Genomic DNA, 16,008 nt, shown 5'->3' on the forward strand with positions numbered 1-16,008 from the left:
TCGCCGCCATGACTCTTCCTCAAGAAACCGGCCTTGTCGTCATCGACACCAACATCGCGCTCGACCTGCTCGTGTTCGACAACCCCGACTGCCTGCCGCTCGCGGCGGCGCTCGCATCCGGCGCGCTGCGCTGGATCGCCACCGCGCCGATGCGCACCGAACTCGCACGGGTGCTCGGCTATCCGCTGATCGCGCGGCGGCTGGCCCAGCGGGAGATGGAAGCAACCCGCGTGCTCGAAGCCTTCGATGCCCGCGTGAGCCTTTTGACCGACACGCCGCCGCGCGCGCCCTGCGTGTGCAAGGATCCCGACGACCAGGTCTTCATCGACCTCGCGGTGGCGCAACGCGCGCGCCTCTTCAGCAAGGACCAGGCGGTGCTGACGATGCGCAAACGTTTGGCTGCGCAAGGCGTGGTCGTGGCGACGGTGCTGGCCGCTGCCTGAGTGCGCTGAAAGCGGTTGGCGTGGGGTCGTCTAGACAAGCATCCCCCATCGATCGCCTCGCCGATGGCCGCACCGGCGCGCCTGCGTGCAAAGCGGTTGTCTAGACAACGCTGTCGGTGCAAATCGGGTGCTTGCCGTGCGCGCATACGAATCTTCGTAGTCCGCATAGGGTCTGGCAATTGCAAGGCCCAAACAATATCTTCCGCCCCGCGAACCCGGCCCCTGCGCTCACCATGACGTGCCCGCGCGCCTCAGGCCTGTTTGCCCCCGAAGATGCCACTTCATCGCCGCGTCGCCCGCGAACCCCAGGATCGCGAGGCGTGTTGTCTCCTGTCTCCTGTCAGCCCAACAAAAAGCCATGACGAGTTCCAGCCAACGATCCCCGCGTCAACTGCTCCCCGAAGTGGAGGTCGAGCGCAGCCGCTCTACCGAGCTCGGCTACGAGCCATCGACCGAGGTGGGGCTGGTGCGTTGCCTCGAGCACGGCTTTCCGACGCCGCTCGCGCGCTGGCATTGCCATGAGGAATACGAGCTGCACCTGATCGTCGCCACCTCGGGCCAGGCCTTCGTGGGCGACTGGATCGGCGCCTTCGAGCCGGGCCACCTCGTGCTGTGCGGCCCGAAGCTGCCGCACAACTGGATCTCGCTCGACATGCCTGCGGAGGGCGTGCCGCAGCGCGACCTGGTGATCCAGTTTTTGCACGACCCGATCTTCGAAGCGGCCCAGCGCATTCCCGAACTGCAGGAGGCGGTGCGCATGCTGGAGCGCGCGCGCTACGGCATCGAGTTCTTCGGCATGTCGGCCAGCGCCGAGGCGCACTGGCACCGCGTGAAGGACGCGCGCGGCCTCAAGCGCTTCAGCCTGTTCTGCGACTTTCTCGCCGACATGGCGATGTGCACCGACTACCGCCTCTTGTCGGGCATGCAGACCGACGGCGACCACGGCATCGAGGCCATCAACGACGTGGTCACGCGCATCACCAACGAGCCCGCAAAAGACATCAGCGCGGCCGACATCGCGGCCGAGCTCGGCATGAACCCGGGGCGCTTCGGCCGGCTCTTCCGGCGCGCCACCGGCCACAGTTTTCTGGGCTACGTGAACGAGGTGCGCATCAACAAGGCGTGCCTTCTCCTGATGCAGAGCGACCGCTACGTGACCTCGATTTGTTACGAAGTTGGTTTTAACAACGTCTCGAATTTCAATCGCCGATTTCTCGAGATCAAAGGCGTGACGCCGACCGAATTTCGCAGGCAAAGCCAGCTTCGTTTCGAAGGCGCGGGCAGTTTGGAGAACTAAAGAATTCCGGGTGTTTTGCGATTGTTTTGAGATTGTTAATTTGTATCGGGATTCGCGAAAACTGTATCGAACACACGACGGATGCGTCCCTACGATCCGCCTGTTCTTTCAGCCACCTTTCAGGAACTTCCCTCATGCAAATCCATCGTCTGACCCAGTTGAGCCGCCAACTTGCCTCGAAGATCAAGATCCGCGGGCAAGGCATGACCGAGTACCTCGTGATCCTGGGCCTGATCGCCATCGCCGCGATCGCCGTGTTCAGCTTCTTCGGCCAGACCATGCGCAACCAGGTTGCCGGCATGGCCAAGGAAGTGGGCGGCCAGTCGGGCGCCACCGAAGTCACGAACGCGCAGACCGCCGCCGGCAAGGCGTCGACCAACGCGCAGGTCAACATGAACATGAGCACCTACACCAAGGGCGGTGCCGAGGCCACGAAGTAAGGCTTTGCTCGACGTCCTGACGGCCTGACCGACATCGCGCGATGCCTCCAGCCGCCGCTTCGCTCCCCCTGGCCACTGCCGGCGCCTCCGCGCGCCGGCGGCGCCAGTCGGGCCAGGCGATCGTGTACCTGGTGGCGATGCTGCCGATCATCTTTCTGAGCGTGCTGGTGGTCTACAACACCGCCACCGCGGCGCGCGAGAAGATGAAGCTGCAGAACACGGCCGATGCGGCCACCTACAGCGCCAACGTGCTCACGGCGCGCACCCTCAACTACCTGGCCTACACCAACCGCGCGATGGCCGCCAACGAGGCGAGCGTCGCGACGCTGGCGAGCGTGCAGACGTCGATGGCGATGCTCATCACGAGCGCTGCCAACATCCAGGAGGGCCTGGTCGTCGCCGAGGCCATGAAGGGAATACGCAATCTCGAGAGGGCGCGCCTGCCGGTGGTCGGGCCCATCTTCGCCCTTGCCTGGTTGCTCGGCAACGTGCCCCGCGCGAATCGCCTGCAGCGCACCGCCGACCGCATCGCCGGCTTCGTCGAGCCCTCGGCCAAGCCGCTGCAGATCGGCGCCGACATCCTTCGCGCGTTCAACCAGGGCATCTCGGCCAGCCAGGCCGTGATGCTGCTGGGCACGACCGCGCAGCTGCCGCAACTGGTGAAGGACGTCGTCAACTCGAACGACCCCGATGCGTCGGTCCCGCCGACCGAGACCGCGATCTTCGTCATCAAGTTCGTGGCCGACGTGGGGACCTACCTGAAGACGTACCACCAGTCGGGCAGCCTCGGTTTCGACGACGAGGAGTTCAACGAGGTGCTGCGCTTCGCGCACGCCGCGCAGGCCACGCGCGACGACTGGACCAAGAACCGCCGCTTCCTGCCCAACGTGCTCGGCTGGGTCGCCTCGGGCATGTCCGGCGCGCTGCAGGGCATGGTTTCCAGCAGCCCGAATTCGCCACCGGGCTTCAGCGACATCACCGGCGACATGATGGGCGGGCTCCTCGAGTGGAAGGGCGGCACCGAACTGGTCGCGACCGAAGGCATCGTGGGCGACGAGACCGGGCGCATCCGCTGGCAGTCGGCCGATTCGATCGAGATCAAGCTGCCCATCGGCGTGCTCTACACCGACCTCATCGGCGGCTGGGACGACATCCTGCGCGGCCGCTTCGGCCTGGGTGCGGGCGCGGCTGCGGCAGGCGGACCCAACTACATGAAGAGCTGGGAAGGCCAGCGCCTCACCCTTCGCAGCTACGCCCGCGAGGGGCGCACCTACGGCGGCCTGAACGGCGAGGTCGGCGACACCGCGTACATGGAGCGCGAATCCTTCGAGCGCGCCGCGCGCGACCGCAACGGCGAGCTGCTGCTGGCCCCGATGGCGGTGCTGGTGTTCAACGCCAAGCTGCACTACAGCCCGCGCACCGACATCGGCATCGTCACCAAGAGCTGGGCGATGCCCCGCTTCACCGAGATCAAGGACCACCCGCCGATGGTGGCCAACGAGTCGGACAACTGGCTCAAGGAAAACGGCTTCAGCGGCGCCAACCCGCTCAAGTGGGGCAAGAACACCGACAAGGGCCCGGCCTTCACGCTCGTGGTGCAAAAGGGCGGCGACAAGGTGCGCACGGGCGAGGTCGCCGGCTTCGGCAACTCGGCGGCCGACGGCAAGGCGGGTTTGCGCGACAACTTCCAGGGCCGCGAGATCAAGGCGCTGTCGACCTCGCAGGTCTACTTCCGCCGGCCGCAGGACCGCTGGGCGCGCCGCGACAACGCGGTGGCCGATCCCTCGACGGTCGGCAAATACAACGTGGGCTTCGCCGGCGGCTACATCGAGCACCGCAGCCTCTTCAGCCCCTACTGGCACGTGCACAACGTGGAGCCCTCGCTGTGGGCGCGCGCCATCGCCATGGGCGGCGCGGCGGTCGGCGGCTCGGCCGACGAAGACAACGGCAACTGATGAAGGACGCCCGCGCATGACCCGCCCGCATCGACGCCCGTTTGCACATCAGGCCCGCGCGAGCGCCACCGTCGCAGGCCACGCGATGGTCGAGACGCTGCTCATCGTGAGCTTCGCCGCCGTCGTGCTGGGGGCGATTCCGGCCATTGCCGAATACGGCACCAAGCGCATGCAGACCGTGTCCGCCGCCAAGCTGGTGGCCTGGCAGCGCACCGTGTGGATGCCCGAGGCGCAGGGCATCACCGCGGAAGAAGCCAAGGGCGCATCGGGCGCCATCAAGAAGACCGATGCGGAGGTCACGCGCGACCTGCGCCGCCACATCTTTCGCGACCGCTCGGCACCCGGCATCTCGATCCACGCCGCCGACATCGCCGAGTTCGAGCCGATGCTGCCGGCCATCGACCAGCGCACCACGGCGGTGGCCGCGTCGAGCACGGCCGCGCCCTTGCCCTCGCTGCTCAATGCCAGCGACGTGGTGTTCGACGGCATCCGCGTGGCGCAAGCCGCGCTGGGGGGCAACGCGATCACCGGTCCGCTGGGCAAGTTCCAGTTCGTGAGCAGCGGGTATCTGCGCCACGAGGTGAAGGTGAGCCAGACCTACACCAAGTTCAAGGACGTTCCCGCGCTGGACATGACCGAGCAGGTCACCATGCTCACCGAAGCCTGGAACGCCGGCGGCACGAACCGCGAGGAAACCAAGATCCAGGGCCTGGTGCCGATGAAGCTTCTGGACGCGCCCTTCTACCAGCAGCTTCGCGGCGGCATGCACCAGACGGCCTACCAGATCAAGCAGATCTTTCCGGCCTTCGACATGAACAACCTCACCATGGGCTTCACGCCGGGCGACGCGCTCGAGAAGACGCCGCTGGACCGCTTCGAGCGCATTCCGCCCGGCGCCACCGGCGAGACCGGCGGCGATGGCGAGGCGAACGGCGGCAGCGTGAAGGACCACTTCCGCTACTACCGCGCCTTCCCGCCGACCCCCGTGGTCAACACGCTGCCCTGATGAGCCTCGCCGCGCCGTTTCTGCGATGGATGCTCGCCGCCGCATGGCTGTGCCTGTGCGGCGCTGCAGTCGCGGCGCCGCCGCAGCGCGACTGGCCTGCGATTCCGTCGCCCGCGGCGGCCAAGACCTTCTGGATCGCCGAGTACATCGAGCAGAACACCATCCCCATGCAGATCCGCGGCATCGAGTCGAGCGATCCGCTGGAGGTCGTCTCGCGCTTCTACGAGAAGTGGCTTTCCGACAAGACCGGCTACGGCGTGACCACGCTCGGGCCCATGCGTGTGCTCGGCGCGCGCTTCGGCCTGTACCAAGTCACGGTGCAGTTGCGCGCGGTTCCTTCGGGCACGGCGGGCCGGCTGGTGGCGGCGGTGGTCTACGACGAAGTCAAGAACGAGCAGGCGCTGCGCGAGCGCGCCGAGCGCATCGGCAAGGGCTTTCCGCGGCCGGCCGGCTCGCAGGTGGTCTCGGACACGCTCTCCTTCGACGAAGGCCAGCGCAACCGCACCATCGTCGTCACCAACAACGTGAGCGTGGAGACCAACGCGCTCTACCTGCGCGAACAGATGATCCGCCTGGGCTGGACGCTGATACAGGACCGCACGCTGGAGGGCGGCACGCGCTCTTCGCTGGTGTTCCGACGCAACAGCGAGGAGATGACCGTGGCCATCTCCAGGCGCGACGACGGCTACTTCATCGTCGCCAGCCAGACCTCGCCGGAATGAGCGCGACCGCCATGCGTTCACGTCGTCCACCTCGCCCACGTTCTTCTTCCCGCCGCACCCAGCGCGGCCAGGTCATCACCGAATACGTGATCGTCGCCGGCATCCTGGCCGTGATGCTGTTCGCCACCTTCCCGGGCGCCGACCGCTCGGTGGTCGCGCTGCTCATCAAGGCCTTCCGCGATGCCTGGTCGACCTACTCGTACACCCTTTCCTATCCTTTGTAGCCAGGCATGAAATCATCTCCGGGACTCCTCAAGTTCAAGCAAAGCGTCAAACGGCTGTCCCCCCTGATCGGTGCCCTGATGCTGGGCCTGCTGGCCGCGGGCCTGGGCTGGTATTACCTCAGGGCCAGCGAGCGCGAGATCGCTGCGAGCCTGGAGAAGGACGCCGACAGCCAGCGCCGCGACGTGGTGGTCGCGAACCGCGCGCTGGGCGACGGCACCACCGTGCTGCCCACCATGGTGGCCAAGCGTTCGGTGCCCAACGAGTACGTGCACAACGACGCGATCACGCCCGAGACCTTCTCGCAGTTCGCGGGCCGTCAGCTCTCGGTGCCGGTGGCCGCGGGCAAGCCGCTGCTCGCGTCGTTCTTCTCGGCGCCGCGCAAGGTGTTCGCGCAGGAGATCGAGCAGGGCGTGCGCGCCATCACGATTCCGGTGGACGAGATCAGCTCCATCTCGGGCATGCTGCGCGCCGGCGACCGCATCGACTTCATGTACATGGTCGAGAAGTCCGCGGCCAACGATCCCTCGGTGGTGGTTCCGCTTCTGCAGGACGTGGAGGTGCGCGCCACCGGCCAGATCACCTCGGAGCAGTTCGCCGCGATGCGCAAGCGCTCCGACGTCTCGGCCGACACCGACCCCTACGCGCAGCAGCGCTACTCGACCGTGACCGTGGCGATCCAGCCGCAGGACGCGCAGAAGCTCATCCTGGCCCAGCGCCTCGGAAAGATCATCGCCACGCTGCGCAACCCCGAGGACCGGGCCACCATGACCAGCGGCGTCGACGCGGTCGACCTCGATGCCATCGTGGCCGGCTTCAGGCCGCAGCGCTCGCATGCGATGGCCGTGTCCAGCGGACCCTCGGGTCCGAGCGTCGAATACATCGTCGGCGGCAGCGGCAACCGCGGTGCTCCTCCCGCGCCTGGCCTCGGCGCCGCGTTGCCGACCGGTGGCGCGTTGCCGCGCTGAAGTCCCGCCTCCCTGACCTGAACGTCGCCCTCCGGGGCGCGGCCCGATTGACTGATCTCCAGAAAAGTTCGATGAACCTCAAGCGATGCACCTTGGCAGCGACGGCGCTGTGTCTTGTTTTCCAGGCCGAGGCGCAGGGTCCGTACCCCGGCGCACCGGCGGCATCGCCCGTGCCGCTGGGCACGGTGGCGCCTGCGCCGGCTTTCTCGGCACCGGGCGCGCCGGCAGGGGCCCGCGCTGAAACTTCGCCGGGCATCCGCCCACCCGCGCCACCGCCCTCGCAGGCCTCCATCACCGAGGCCGAGCTGCAGCGCATCGCCGCGCGCGCCACCGTGCTGCAGCGGCTGCCCGATCTGCTCACGCTCTACGTCGGCCAGATGGCGCTGGTCAAGATGCCGGGCGTCTCGCGCGTGGCCATCGGCAACGGCAAGGTGATGGAAGCCCGCGTGCTCGACGGCGCGAACATGCTCATCACCGCGCAGGACGCGGGCGACAGCACGCTGCATGTCTGGGACAAGAACGGCACCGTGCGCAAGCTCAAGGTGCGGGTGAACGTGGCCGACCTGGAACGCATCGCCGACGAGCTGCGCGAGATCACGCGCGGCATCTCGGGCGTGAACATCCGCCGCATCGGCGAGCGCATCATCATGGACGGCAACAGCCTCGATCCGGCCGCCGTCGAGCGCCTCAATACGGTGGCGCAGCTCTACGCGCCCGCGGTGGTGTCGCTGGCCACGGCCGACCGCATCCGCGTGGACCGCATGGTGGACATCCAGGTGCGCATCGTCGAGTTCAGCAAGACCGCGCTGGACGACCTGGGCGTGCGCTGGCAGAGCTCGGGCGACGGCTTCAATTTCGGCCTGTTTTCCGACATCGCCTCCAGCGGCAGCTACCGCATCCTGCCCGACGGTTCGGCCTTCAACACTTCCACGCCGCAGGGCACGGCGCTGCTGGGCCAGAACCGGCGCATGCCGGAGGCGTACTTCGGCATCGGCCTCAGCCTCACCTCGCGCATCAACCTCTTGGTGCAGCGCGGCAACGCCTTCCTGCTTGCCTCGCCGAACCTTTCCACCCGCAGCGGCGGCGAGGCCAAGTTCCTGGCCGGCGGCGAAATCCCGCTGCCCGCGCTCAGCACGCAGGGCGCGGGTTCGGTCGAGTTCAAGCCTTATGGCGTGCGGCTGAACATCAAGCCCATCGCCGACGGCGAGGGCAACGTGTCGGGCAGCATCCTTACGGAGGTGAGCAGCATCGACCGCAGCGTGGCGGTGCAGGGCATTCCGGGCCTGTTGATCCGCCGCACCGACACCGAGTTCAACGTGAAGGCCGGCGAGACCATCGTGCTGTCGGGGCTCCTGAGCCGCGAATCGACGCGCTCCAGCGACGGCGTGCCGGGCCTGCGCAAGACGCCGATCATCGGCCGCGCCTTCCGTGCCGACAACGACACCGACAAGGAACAGGAAGTGGTGGTGTTCATCACGCCGCGCGTGGTCGGCCCGGCGGACAGCCGCCCGCGCATCGAGCGCGCGCGCGAACTCGAGCGGGACGTGGGAAGCAACTTCGGCACGCTGACCGAAGACAAGTCGGACCCGAACGGTTCGCGCCCGCCTGCTGCTGCCGCGGACATCGGCGGCATCCCCGCCGGCACGCCCGGCCAGCCCGTCGCTCCTTAAGACCCGAGAGTCCGCCACCATGCACAAGGTCTTCGTCAATTCCCCGCAGCAGGTCGTGCGCGAGGTCCCGATCGATGTCGCGGAACTCCAGGTCGGCAAGGACGCCGGCAACCACATCGTGCTGTCGGGCTGGAACGTCGCGAAGCTGCACGCCCAGTTCGTGCTGCACGACGAGGAAGTGTTCGTGCAGGACCTGGGCAGCCTCTTCGGCACCTGGGTCGATGGCAACCGGGTGACGCGCTTCGGCCCGATGAAGGGCGGCGAGGAAATCATCATCGGCGGCCACACGCTGGTGGTGTCGCTCGACGTGGCGCTCAAGCCCGCGGGCGCCGATCCGCAGGAGGCGGCCGAGGCGGCGCAGTACGCCGAAGCGGCGCTCGCCATCGAGGACCCGCTGCTGCAATGGCGCCGCTCGCTGCACCGCACGCTGCTGCAGCAACTGGACAACCGCCGCATCGACACCGCGCAGATGAAGGACGAGGAGCTGCGCTCCAACATCCGCGCGCTGATCGCCGAGGTCATCCGCGACACGCGCGACATGCCGCCCGAACTCGACCGCGCGTTGCTGAGCCAGCAACTGCTGGACGAAGCCATCGGCCTCGGTCCGCTCGAAGTGCTGCTGAAAGACGAGAGCGTGACCGAAGTGATGGTCAACCGCTTCGACGAGATCTGGATCGAGCGCGCGGGCCGGCTGGAGCGCACCAACGTTGCCTTCACCAGCAACATCGCGGTGCTCGGCGCCATCGAGCGCATCGTGACGCCGCTGGGCCGGCGTATCGACGAGAGTTCGCCGATGGTGGATGCGCGCCTGAAGGACGGCTCGCGCGTGAACGCGATCATTCCGCCGCTCGCGCTGCGCGGACCCAGCGTCACGATCCGGAAATTCCCGAAGAACCGCATGGGCCACGAGGGGATGATCCGCACCGGCTCCATCACCGCGCAGATGGTGGACTTCATGCGCATCGCGGTGGAAGAGAAGCTCAACATCATCGTCTCGGGCGGCACAGGCACCGGCAAGACGACGCTCTTGAACATGGTGTCGAACTTCATTCCGCCGAACGAGCGCATCGTGACCATCGAGGATGCCGCCGAGCTCTCGCTGGGCCAGCCCAACCTGGTGTCGCTCGAATCGCGGCCCGCCAACATCGAAGGCAAGGGCGCCATCGCGATTCGCGACCTGGTGCGCAACTCGCTGCGGATGCGGCCCGACCGCATCGTGGTGGGCGAGTGCCGCGGCGGCGAGGCGCTGGACATGCTGCAGGCCATGAACACCGGCCACGACGGCTCGCTCACCACGCTGCACAGCAACTCGCCGCGCGATGCGATGTCGCGGCTGGAAGTGCTGGTGACGATGGCGGGCATGAACATCCCGGTGGCGGCGATCCGCGAGCAGATCGCCTCGGCGGTCGATCTGATCGTGCAGCTCACGCGCTTTCCGTGCGGCAGCCGCAAGGTCACGCAGATCACCGAGATCACGGGCTTTGCCGACGGCATGATCCAGATGCAGGACGTGTACGCCTTCCGCAAAACCGGCGTGGACGACAGCTTCAAGACCATCGGCCACTTCACCGCCGCGGGCACCGTGCCCGAGTTCTTCACGCGCCTGCAGGAGCATGGCCTGAAGCTCGACCTGGAATACCTTTTCGGGGAGACCACGGCATGAAGGGAATGATCCTGCTGGCCTCCGTGCTCTGCGGCATGGGCTTCATCACGCTGTGCGGCTACCTGCTTTTGCAGCGCTCGCCGGAGCTGGTCGGCAAGATGATGAGCAAGCTGCAGGCAAGCGGCCGCCGCACGCTGAACCTCTCGGAGTTCCAGGCGCAGCATGCGGTGGCGTTCGCTTCGGGTCATGCATTTCTTGTGGCGCTGTGCGGCGCGGTCGGCTGGCTCATCTCGGGCAACCTGATCGGCGGCGTGGTGGCCGCGGTGGTGCTGTATCTCCTGCCAGCGCGCTGGTTCGCATGGCAACGCAAGAAGCGCAGGCAGCAGATCGAATCGGAGTTGCCCGATGCGCTGCTCTTCATTGCGAGCGCGCTGCGCGCCGGCAGCGCGCTCTCGGTTGCGATTCAGGTTCTGGTGCGCGACCAGGTCGGCCCGCTCGGCCAGGAGTTCGGCCTGGTGCTCAAGGAGCAGCGCCTGGGCGTGAGCTTTGACGACGCGATCCAGAAGATGTCGCAGCGCCTCGGCATCCCCGACTTCGTGCTGGTGGTGGTGGCGCTGCGCGTCTCCAAGGAAGTGGGCGGCAATCTGTCGGAGCCTCTGCAGGTGCTGGCCGAGACGCTGCGGCGCAAAGCCATTCTCGAAGGCCGCATCAAGGCGCTGACGGCGCAGGGCCGCATCCAGGGCCTGGTGATGACGCTCTTTCCGCTGCTCCTGATGGGCGTGCTCTACCTGATGCAGCCGACCATGTCGCTCCTGTTCACCACGACGATCGGATGGGTCGTGCTGACCGTGATCGCCATCATGCTGATGCTGGGCTACGCGATGATCCGCAAGATCGTCGCCATCGATATCTAGGAAGAATCATGCGCTCGCTGATCCTCCTGGCCATCATTTTCCTGTGCGCGACCACGGGCGTGATCTTGCTGCTCTACATGATCTCGCTGATCCGCAAGGCCCGGCCTTCGGAGCGCACGCACATGGACCCGCTGCCGCGCATGCTGCGGCTGGTGTGGCCGGTGGTGAACATCCTGCAGTTCCATGTGTCGGAGATCGCGCCGACCTCGATGCTGGTCAAGAGAAAGCGCCAGTTGCAGCTCGCGGGCCTGGAGTTCGTGCTGAAGGCCGAGGAGTTCATCGCGGTGCAGTGCGTATCGATGCTCATCGTCGCCGCGCTCGGTCTCTGGACCGCGGGCCTGCTCGACGCCACCGCCGGTACCAAGATCTGGGTCACGCTCGCGTCCTGCGTGACCGGGTGGCTCTACCCGGTGATGTGGATGCGCGACCGCCGCAAGCGCCGCGAGAAGGACATCCTGCGCACGCTGCCAGGCTACCTGGACATGATCACGCTGTGCTGCCAGGCGGGCCTGAGCTTGACCGGTGCCATCGCGCAGGCGGTGCAGAAGGGCCCTGGCGGCGCGCTCGGCCAGGAGTTCGACCGGATGATGCGCGAGATGCGCACCGGCGCGAGCCGCATGGACGCGCTCAACGCGCTGGCCGATCGCCTGGACAACAAGCACATCAAGAGCCTGGTGTCGAACCTCACGCAGGCCGAGTCGCTGGGCGCGAGCCTGGCCGACACGCTCTCGGCCATTTCGGACCAGCGCCGCACCGAGCGTTTCCAGATGGCCGAGAAGCTCGCGATGGAAGCGCCCGTGAAGATGATCGGGCCGCTGGTGATCTTCATCTTTCCGGTGACCTTCATCATCATTTTTTTCCCGCTGGTGATGCAGTTCCTCGAAACGCAGAACCACTGATTCCACTGAAATCACCGATGCGCATCGTCTCCCTCCGCTCCCCCCAGGCCCAGCCCTTCGGTCCCGTGCGCGTGGCCGAACGCGGCTGGGACCGCACACGCGGGCTGCTCGGGCGGCCGCGGCTGGCCGCGAGCGAGGGCCTTCTGATCATGCGCTGCAGCTCGGTGCACACGGTGGGCATGCGCTATCCGATCGACGTCGTCTTTCTCGACCGGCACGGCGGCATCGCGCGCGTGGTCGAGAGCCTGCGCCCGATGCGCGTGGCCATGTGCCTGCGCGCGGCCCACGTGCTCGAACTGGCGGCGGGCCAGGCGCGGCGGCTCGCGCTGCGTCCGGGGTCGAAGTTGTCGGGCTGGTAACCACCCACGAAAGCACAGGAGAACAGCAATGCATTCCACGCTTCAACCCAAGCGCCGCCAGCGCGGCGTCTCCATGACCGAGACCATGATCGCGCTGCCGGTGCTGATCCTGTTCGTGATGTGCGTGGTGCAGTTCGGCCTCATCTACCGCGCGCGCCTCACGCTGGAGTACGCGGCGCACGAGGCCGCGCGTGCGGGCTCGCTCAACAACGGCATGCCGCTGCCCTTCATCTTTCGCATGGGTAACTCGACCGTGCCGGGCCTCTCCACGCTCAACAGCGCGGCGCTGGAGCTCACCACCAACGCGCTCACGCGCGGGAGCGTGTGGCAAGGATTGGTCAAGGGGATGATGCCGCTCAATGTGCGAGAGGCCAGCGTGGGCGGCATGTTCAAGGGCTGGATCGACACCAACACCGACCTCATCCAGTCGGCCTGCATCGAGTACCTGAATCCGACGCAGACCACGTTCATCGACTGGGCCTTCATCGAGAACTTCGGCCAGAACCGCTGGATCATGCAGATCCCCAACGACACCATGCGCTACCGGAAGCCGCTGCCCTACGACTTCAAGGCCAAGGCCATGAGCACCACCGTGGGCATCGGCGATCCGCTGCCGCCCGATGCGGAACTGCGCGGCAACGTGTCGAACAAGACGTTGGGCGAAGCCAGCGTGCTGCACCTGCGCGTGCACTACGGCTACCGCCTCGGGATTCCGGTGGCCAACAAGATCATTCTCACCGCGCTCAAGGGCTACCAGTTCGTGGGCGAGGCGTGGTTCAAGCTCATGTCCACCGACGGCGCGACCGCGCCCGGCACCGATTTCCGCCTCAACCAGCTCGATGCGTACTACATCGCCAACGGCAAGATCCCTTTGTCGGCCGAGGGCGTGGCGGGCATGGAGTCGCCGATGTTCTGGCACCCGTTCTATTCGTTCGGCCCGCGGGGCGACCGCAGCATCGAGCTGCAGTGGGACCCGGCATGGAGCAACAATCTCGGCATCAACGTGCTGGAGAAACCGCAGGACGCCATGACCAACATCTTCGCCTTCGTGCGCAACAACAGCACCGAGTGGGCCTCGCAGCTGCTGGCCAGCGGCGTCGACGCGCTGGCCGACAAGGTCGGTGACGGCAACTCCTTCTGCCCGGCCATCTGGGACGCCTCGGTCAAGGGCCAGCTCGACCAGGTGCCGAACCCGGGCAAAGCGCCCTGATGCAAGAGGCAGTGCACGACGGGCATGGCGCGGGCACCGCGCAGGACGCGCACGCTGCGCGCGGCGCTGGCGCTCTGGCGCTTTGTGCATCGACGATCTTCGTCTCGGCCTTCCTGCTGTTCCTCGTCCAGCCGCTGATCGCGCGACAGATCCTGCCGTGGTTCGGCGGCTCGGCTGCGGTGTGGACGCTGTGCCTGGTGTTCTTTCAGGTCGTGCTGCTCGTCGGGTATTTCTATGCCGACCGGCTCTCGCGCCGGCCGCTGCGCACGCAGGCCGTCGTGCATGCGCTCCTCTTGCTCGCGGCCTGCGCGATGCTGCCGGTGATTCCCGATGCGGCGTGGAAGCCGACCGGGCAGGGCGACCCCTCGGCGGGCGTGCTCGCGGTGCTGGCCGCCACCATCGGGCTGCCGTATCTCGCGGTGTGCACCACCGGGCCGCTGGTGCAGAGCTGGGTCGCGCGGCTGCATGCGGGCGATGCGCCGCGGCAGGCGAAGGTCTACCGGCTGTTCGCGCTGTCGAACCTCGCGGCGCTGGCGGCGCTCGTGGTGTATCCCTTCGTGCTGGAGCCGGTGTTCGCGCTGCATGCGCAGGCCATGGCATGGTCGGTGGGCTTCGGGCTGTTCGCGGTGCTGGCGATCGTGTCGGTGGTGGCCGTGGCGAAGGCAAAGCCGATGTCGACAGCGAACGCCACAGAAGCGCCGACGAGGCCGACATTGCCGCTCTCGTGGAAGGACCAGTTGCTGTGGCTGGTGCTGGCCGCACTCGGCACGGTCGCGCTGCTGGCGGTGTCGGCCTTCATCACGCAGGACATCGGCCTCGGTGCCGATGCTGTGGATCGTGCCGCTCGCGCTCTACCTGCTGAGCTTCGTGCTCTGCTTCGACAGCGACTTCTGGTACCGGCGCTGGCTCTTCTGGCCCGCGGTGGTGGTGCTCCCGCCGGTGATGGGCTGGTACCTGAACACGCCGCAGCGTTCGCTGCCGATCGCCGCGGCCATCGGGCTCTATTGCGTCGGCCTCTTCGCGATCTGCATGTTCGCGAACGGCGAACTCGCACGCGCCCGGCCCGGGCCCGAGCGCCTTACGCGCTTCTACCTGCTGCTGGCGCTGGGCGGTGCGGTGGGCGGCATCTTCGCTGGCGTGGTCGCGCCGCATTTCTTCAACGGCTACTGGGAGCTGCCGGCGAGCCTTGCAGCGCCGGGGCTGATCGTGCTGTGGCTCACGCGCGGGCGCCTGCAATGGGTGTGGACGGTGTTCGCGTTCGCCGTCGTGGTGGGCTTCGCGGCATTCCTGCGGATGGACGCGGTGGCCGTGTCGCTCAACGTGCTGTATGCGTCGGTGAGCGCGTTGGCGCTCTTCGCGGTGGGCTACACCGCATGGCGCGCACGCTCATGGCTGGCGGCCGCGGGCTTGGCCGGCGCGCTGGCCTCGGTGGCGGTGGCTTGGCTCTCGGTGTACAGCGTGCTCGAAGCCGACAACCGCACGATGCTGCGCGTGCGCAACTTCTACGGCGCGCTGCGCGTGGAGCAGTTCGGCATTCCGGGCGCGCTGACCGCGTCGCGCCGGCTGATGCACGGCGTGATCTCGCACGGCGAGCAACTGCAGGGCGCGGTGCAGCGGCGCTTGCCGAGCACCTACTACGGACCGAAATCCGGCGCCGGTCTGGCGCTGCTCACGAACCGCGGCGAGACCCAGCGCGTGGGCGTGATCGGCTTGGGCGTGGGCACGCTCGCGGCCTATGGGCGTGCCGGCGATATGGTGCGCTTCTACGAGATCAACCCGCGCGTGACGGCGGCGGCGCGCTCGCATTTCACCTACCTCGCCGATTCGCCCGCGACGGTCGAAGTCGCGCAAGGCGATGCGCGCCTCTTGATGCAGCAGGAGCTCGATGCGCAGGGTTCGCAGCGCTTCGATGTGATCGTGGTCGATGCCTTCTCGGGCGATGCGATCCCGATGCACCTGATGACGCGCGAGGCACTGGCGCTCTATGGCAAGCACCTGCTGCCCACGGGCGTGATCGCCTTCCACATCAGCAACCGGCACCTGCTACTCGCGCCGGTGGTCAAGCGCCTGGCCGAGGATGCGGGCATGCAGGCGCTGCGCATGCATTTCGAGCCCGTGCCCAACAACCTCACGCTCGAGCATTCGTCGGAATACGTGCTGCTCACGCGCGACCCGCGCTTTCTGCAGGACCCGGTGATCCGCGAGCGCGGTGAGGCCATCGATGCCGCGGGCGTGACGACGTGGACCGACGACCACAGCAACCTGCTGGGCGCGCTGCGTTGGACGACGAAGCCTTGATC

The 16,008-nt window shown here is 67.2% G+C and carries 17 protein-coding genes; 15 read left to right on the forward strand and 2 right to left on the reverse strand.

The annotated features are described in order from the left end of the window. Positions 1-8: 8 nt before the first annotated feature. The 14 genes from VARPA_RS02465 to VARPA_RS02525 all read left to right on the forward strand — a co-directional run bounded on the left by VARPA_RS02465 (position 9) and on the right by VARPA_RS02525 (position 13,708). Positions 9-443, forward strand: coding sequence for a putative toxin-antitoxin system toxin component, PIN family (locus VARPA_RS02465; protein ID WP_013538961.1), 435 nt, complete (start codon positions 9-11; stop codon positions 441-443). 358 nt (positions 444-801) lie between these two features. Then, positions 802-1,740 (forward strand): AraC family transcriptional regulator, encoded by a 939-nt coding sequence (locus tag VARPA_RS02470; RefSeq protein ID WP_013538962.1) that lies wholly within the window; start codon positions 802-804, stop codon positions 1,738-1,740. Between the two features lie 134 nt (positions 1,741-1,874). Then, positions 1,875-2,180 (forward strand): Flp family type IVb pilin, encoded by a 306-nt coding sequence (locus VARPA_RS02475; RefSeq protein ID WP_013538963.1) that lies wholly within the window; start codon positions 1,875-1,877, stop codon positions 2,178-2,180. A gap of 41 nt (positions 2,181-2,221) precedes the next feature. Beyond that, a complete protein-coding gene (locus VARPA_RS02480) occupies positions 2,222-4,135 on the forward strand; it encodes a TadE/TadG family type IV pilus assembly protein (protein WP_013538964.1) in 1,914 nt (637 codons plus the stop codon). Positions 4,136-4,151: 16 nt separating this feature from the next. Continuing rightward, entirely contained in the window at positions 4,152-5,141 is a 990-nt protein-coding gene (locus VARPA_RS02485) for a hypothetical protein (RefSeq protein WP_013538965.1), read from the forward strand. Beyond that, a complete protein-coding gene (locus VARPA_RS02490) occupies positions 5,141-5,863 on the forward strand; it encodes a hypothetical protein (RefSeq protein WP_013538966.1) in 723 nt (240 codons plus the stop codon). The genes VARPA_RS02485 and VARPA_RS02490 overlap by 1 nt, the downstream gene beginning before the upstream one ends. A gap of 11 nt (positions 5,864-5,874) precedes the next feature. Next, on the forward strand, positions 5,875-6,087 hold the full coding sequence (locus tag VARPA_RS30395; protein ID WP_013538967.1) for a hypothetical protein: 213 nt from the start codon (positions 5,875-5,877) through the stop codon (positions 6,085-6,087). A 6-nt stretch (positions 6,088-6,093) separates the two neighbouring features. Further along, complete coding sequence (cpaB, locus tag VARPA_RS02495) at positions 6,094-7,053, forward strand: Flp pilus assembly protein CpaB (protein WP_013538968.1); 960 nt, start codon at positions 6,094-6,096, stop codon at positions 7,051-7,053. Between the two features lie 71 nt (positions 7,054-7,124). Next, on the forward strand, positions 7,125-8,723 hold the full coding sequence (locus VARPA_RS02500; protein ID WP_013538969.1) for a type II and III secretion system protein family protein: 1,599 nt from the start codon (positions 7,125-7,127) through the stop codon (positions 8,721-8,723). A 19-nt stretch (positions 8,724-8,742) separates the two neighbouring features. Next, complete coding sequence (locus tag VARPA_RS02505) at positions 8,743-10,386, forward strand: ATPase, T2SS/T4P/T4SS family (RefSeq protein WP_013538970.1); 1,644 nt, start codon at positions 8,743-8,745, stop codon at positions 10,384-10,386. Continuing rightward, entirely contained in the window at positions 10,383-11,240 is an 858-nt protein-coding gene (locus VARPA_RS02510; RefSeq protein ID WP_013538971.1) for a type II secretion system F family protein, read from the forward strand. The genes VARPA_RS02505 and VARPA_RS02510 overlap by 4 nt, the downstream gene beginning before the upstream one ends. Before the next feature lie 8 nt (positions 11,241-11,248). Beyond that, the gene (locus VARPA_RS02515) at positions 11,249-12,139 is read left to right on the forward strand and encodes a type II secretion system F family protein (RefSeq protein ID WP_013538972.1); all 891 of its coding nucleotides are present in this window, start codon (positions 11,249-11,251) and stop codon (positions 12,137-12,139) included. A gap of 17 nt (positions 12,140-12,156) precedes the next feature. After that, positions 12,157-12,498, forward strand: coding sequence for a DUF192 domain-containing protein (locus tag VARPA_RS02520; RefSeq protein ID WP_013538973.1), 342 nt, complete (start codon positions 12,157-12,159; stop codon positions 12,496-12,498). Positions 12,499-12,526: 28 nt separating this feature from the next. Next, positions 12,527-13,708 carry a TadE/TadG family type IV pilus assembly protein gene (locus VARPA_RS02525; RefSeq protein ID WP_013538974.1) on the forward strand — a complete coding sequence of 394 codons (1,182 nt, stop codon included), beginning with the start codon at positions 12,527-12,529 and terminating at the stop codon, positions 13,706-13,708. 232 nt (positions 13,709-13,940) lie between these two features. Here VARPA_RS02525 and VARPA_RS30955 read toward each other — a convergent pair whose 3' ends face one another. Together VARPA_RS30955 and VARPA_RS02530 are read right to left on the reverse strand one after the other, a co-directional pair. Then, on the reverse strand, positions 13,941-14,135 hold the full coding sequence (locus VARPA_RS30955; protein WP_144298937.1) for a hypothetical protein: 195 nt from the start codon (positions 14,133-14,135) through the stop codon (positions 13,941-13,943). Between the two features lie 69 nt (positions 14,136-14,204). After that, positions 14,205-14,507, reverse strand: coding sequence for a hypothetical protein (locus VARPA_RS02530; RefSeq protein ID WP_144298938.1), 303 nt, complete (start codon positions 14,505-14,507; stop codon positions 14,205-14,207). Positions 14,508-14,533: 26 nt separating this feature from the next. Here VARPA_RS02530 and VARPA_RS30075 point away from each other — a divergent pair, with 26 nt between their 5' ends. Further along, positions 14,534-16,006 (forward strand): spermidine synthase, encoded by a 1,473-nt coding sequence (locus VARPA_RS30075; RefSeq protein ID WP_049794313.1) that lies wholly within the window; start codon positions 14,534-14,536, stop codon positions 16,004-16,006. The last annotated feature ends 2 nt before the right edge of the window (positions 16,007-16,008 follow it).

It is taken from the genome of Variovorax paradoxus EPS (genome assembly GCF_000184745.1).
Classification (GTDB): domain Bacteria; phylum Pseudomonadota; class Gammaproteobacteria; order Burkholderiales; family Burkholderiaceae_C; genus Variovorax; species Variovorax paradoxus_C.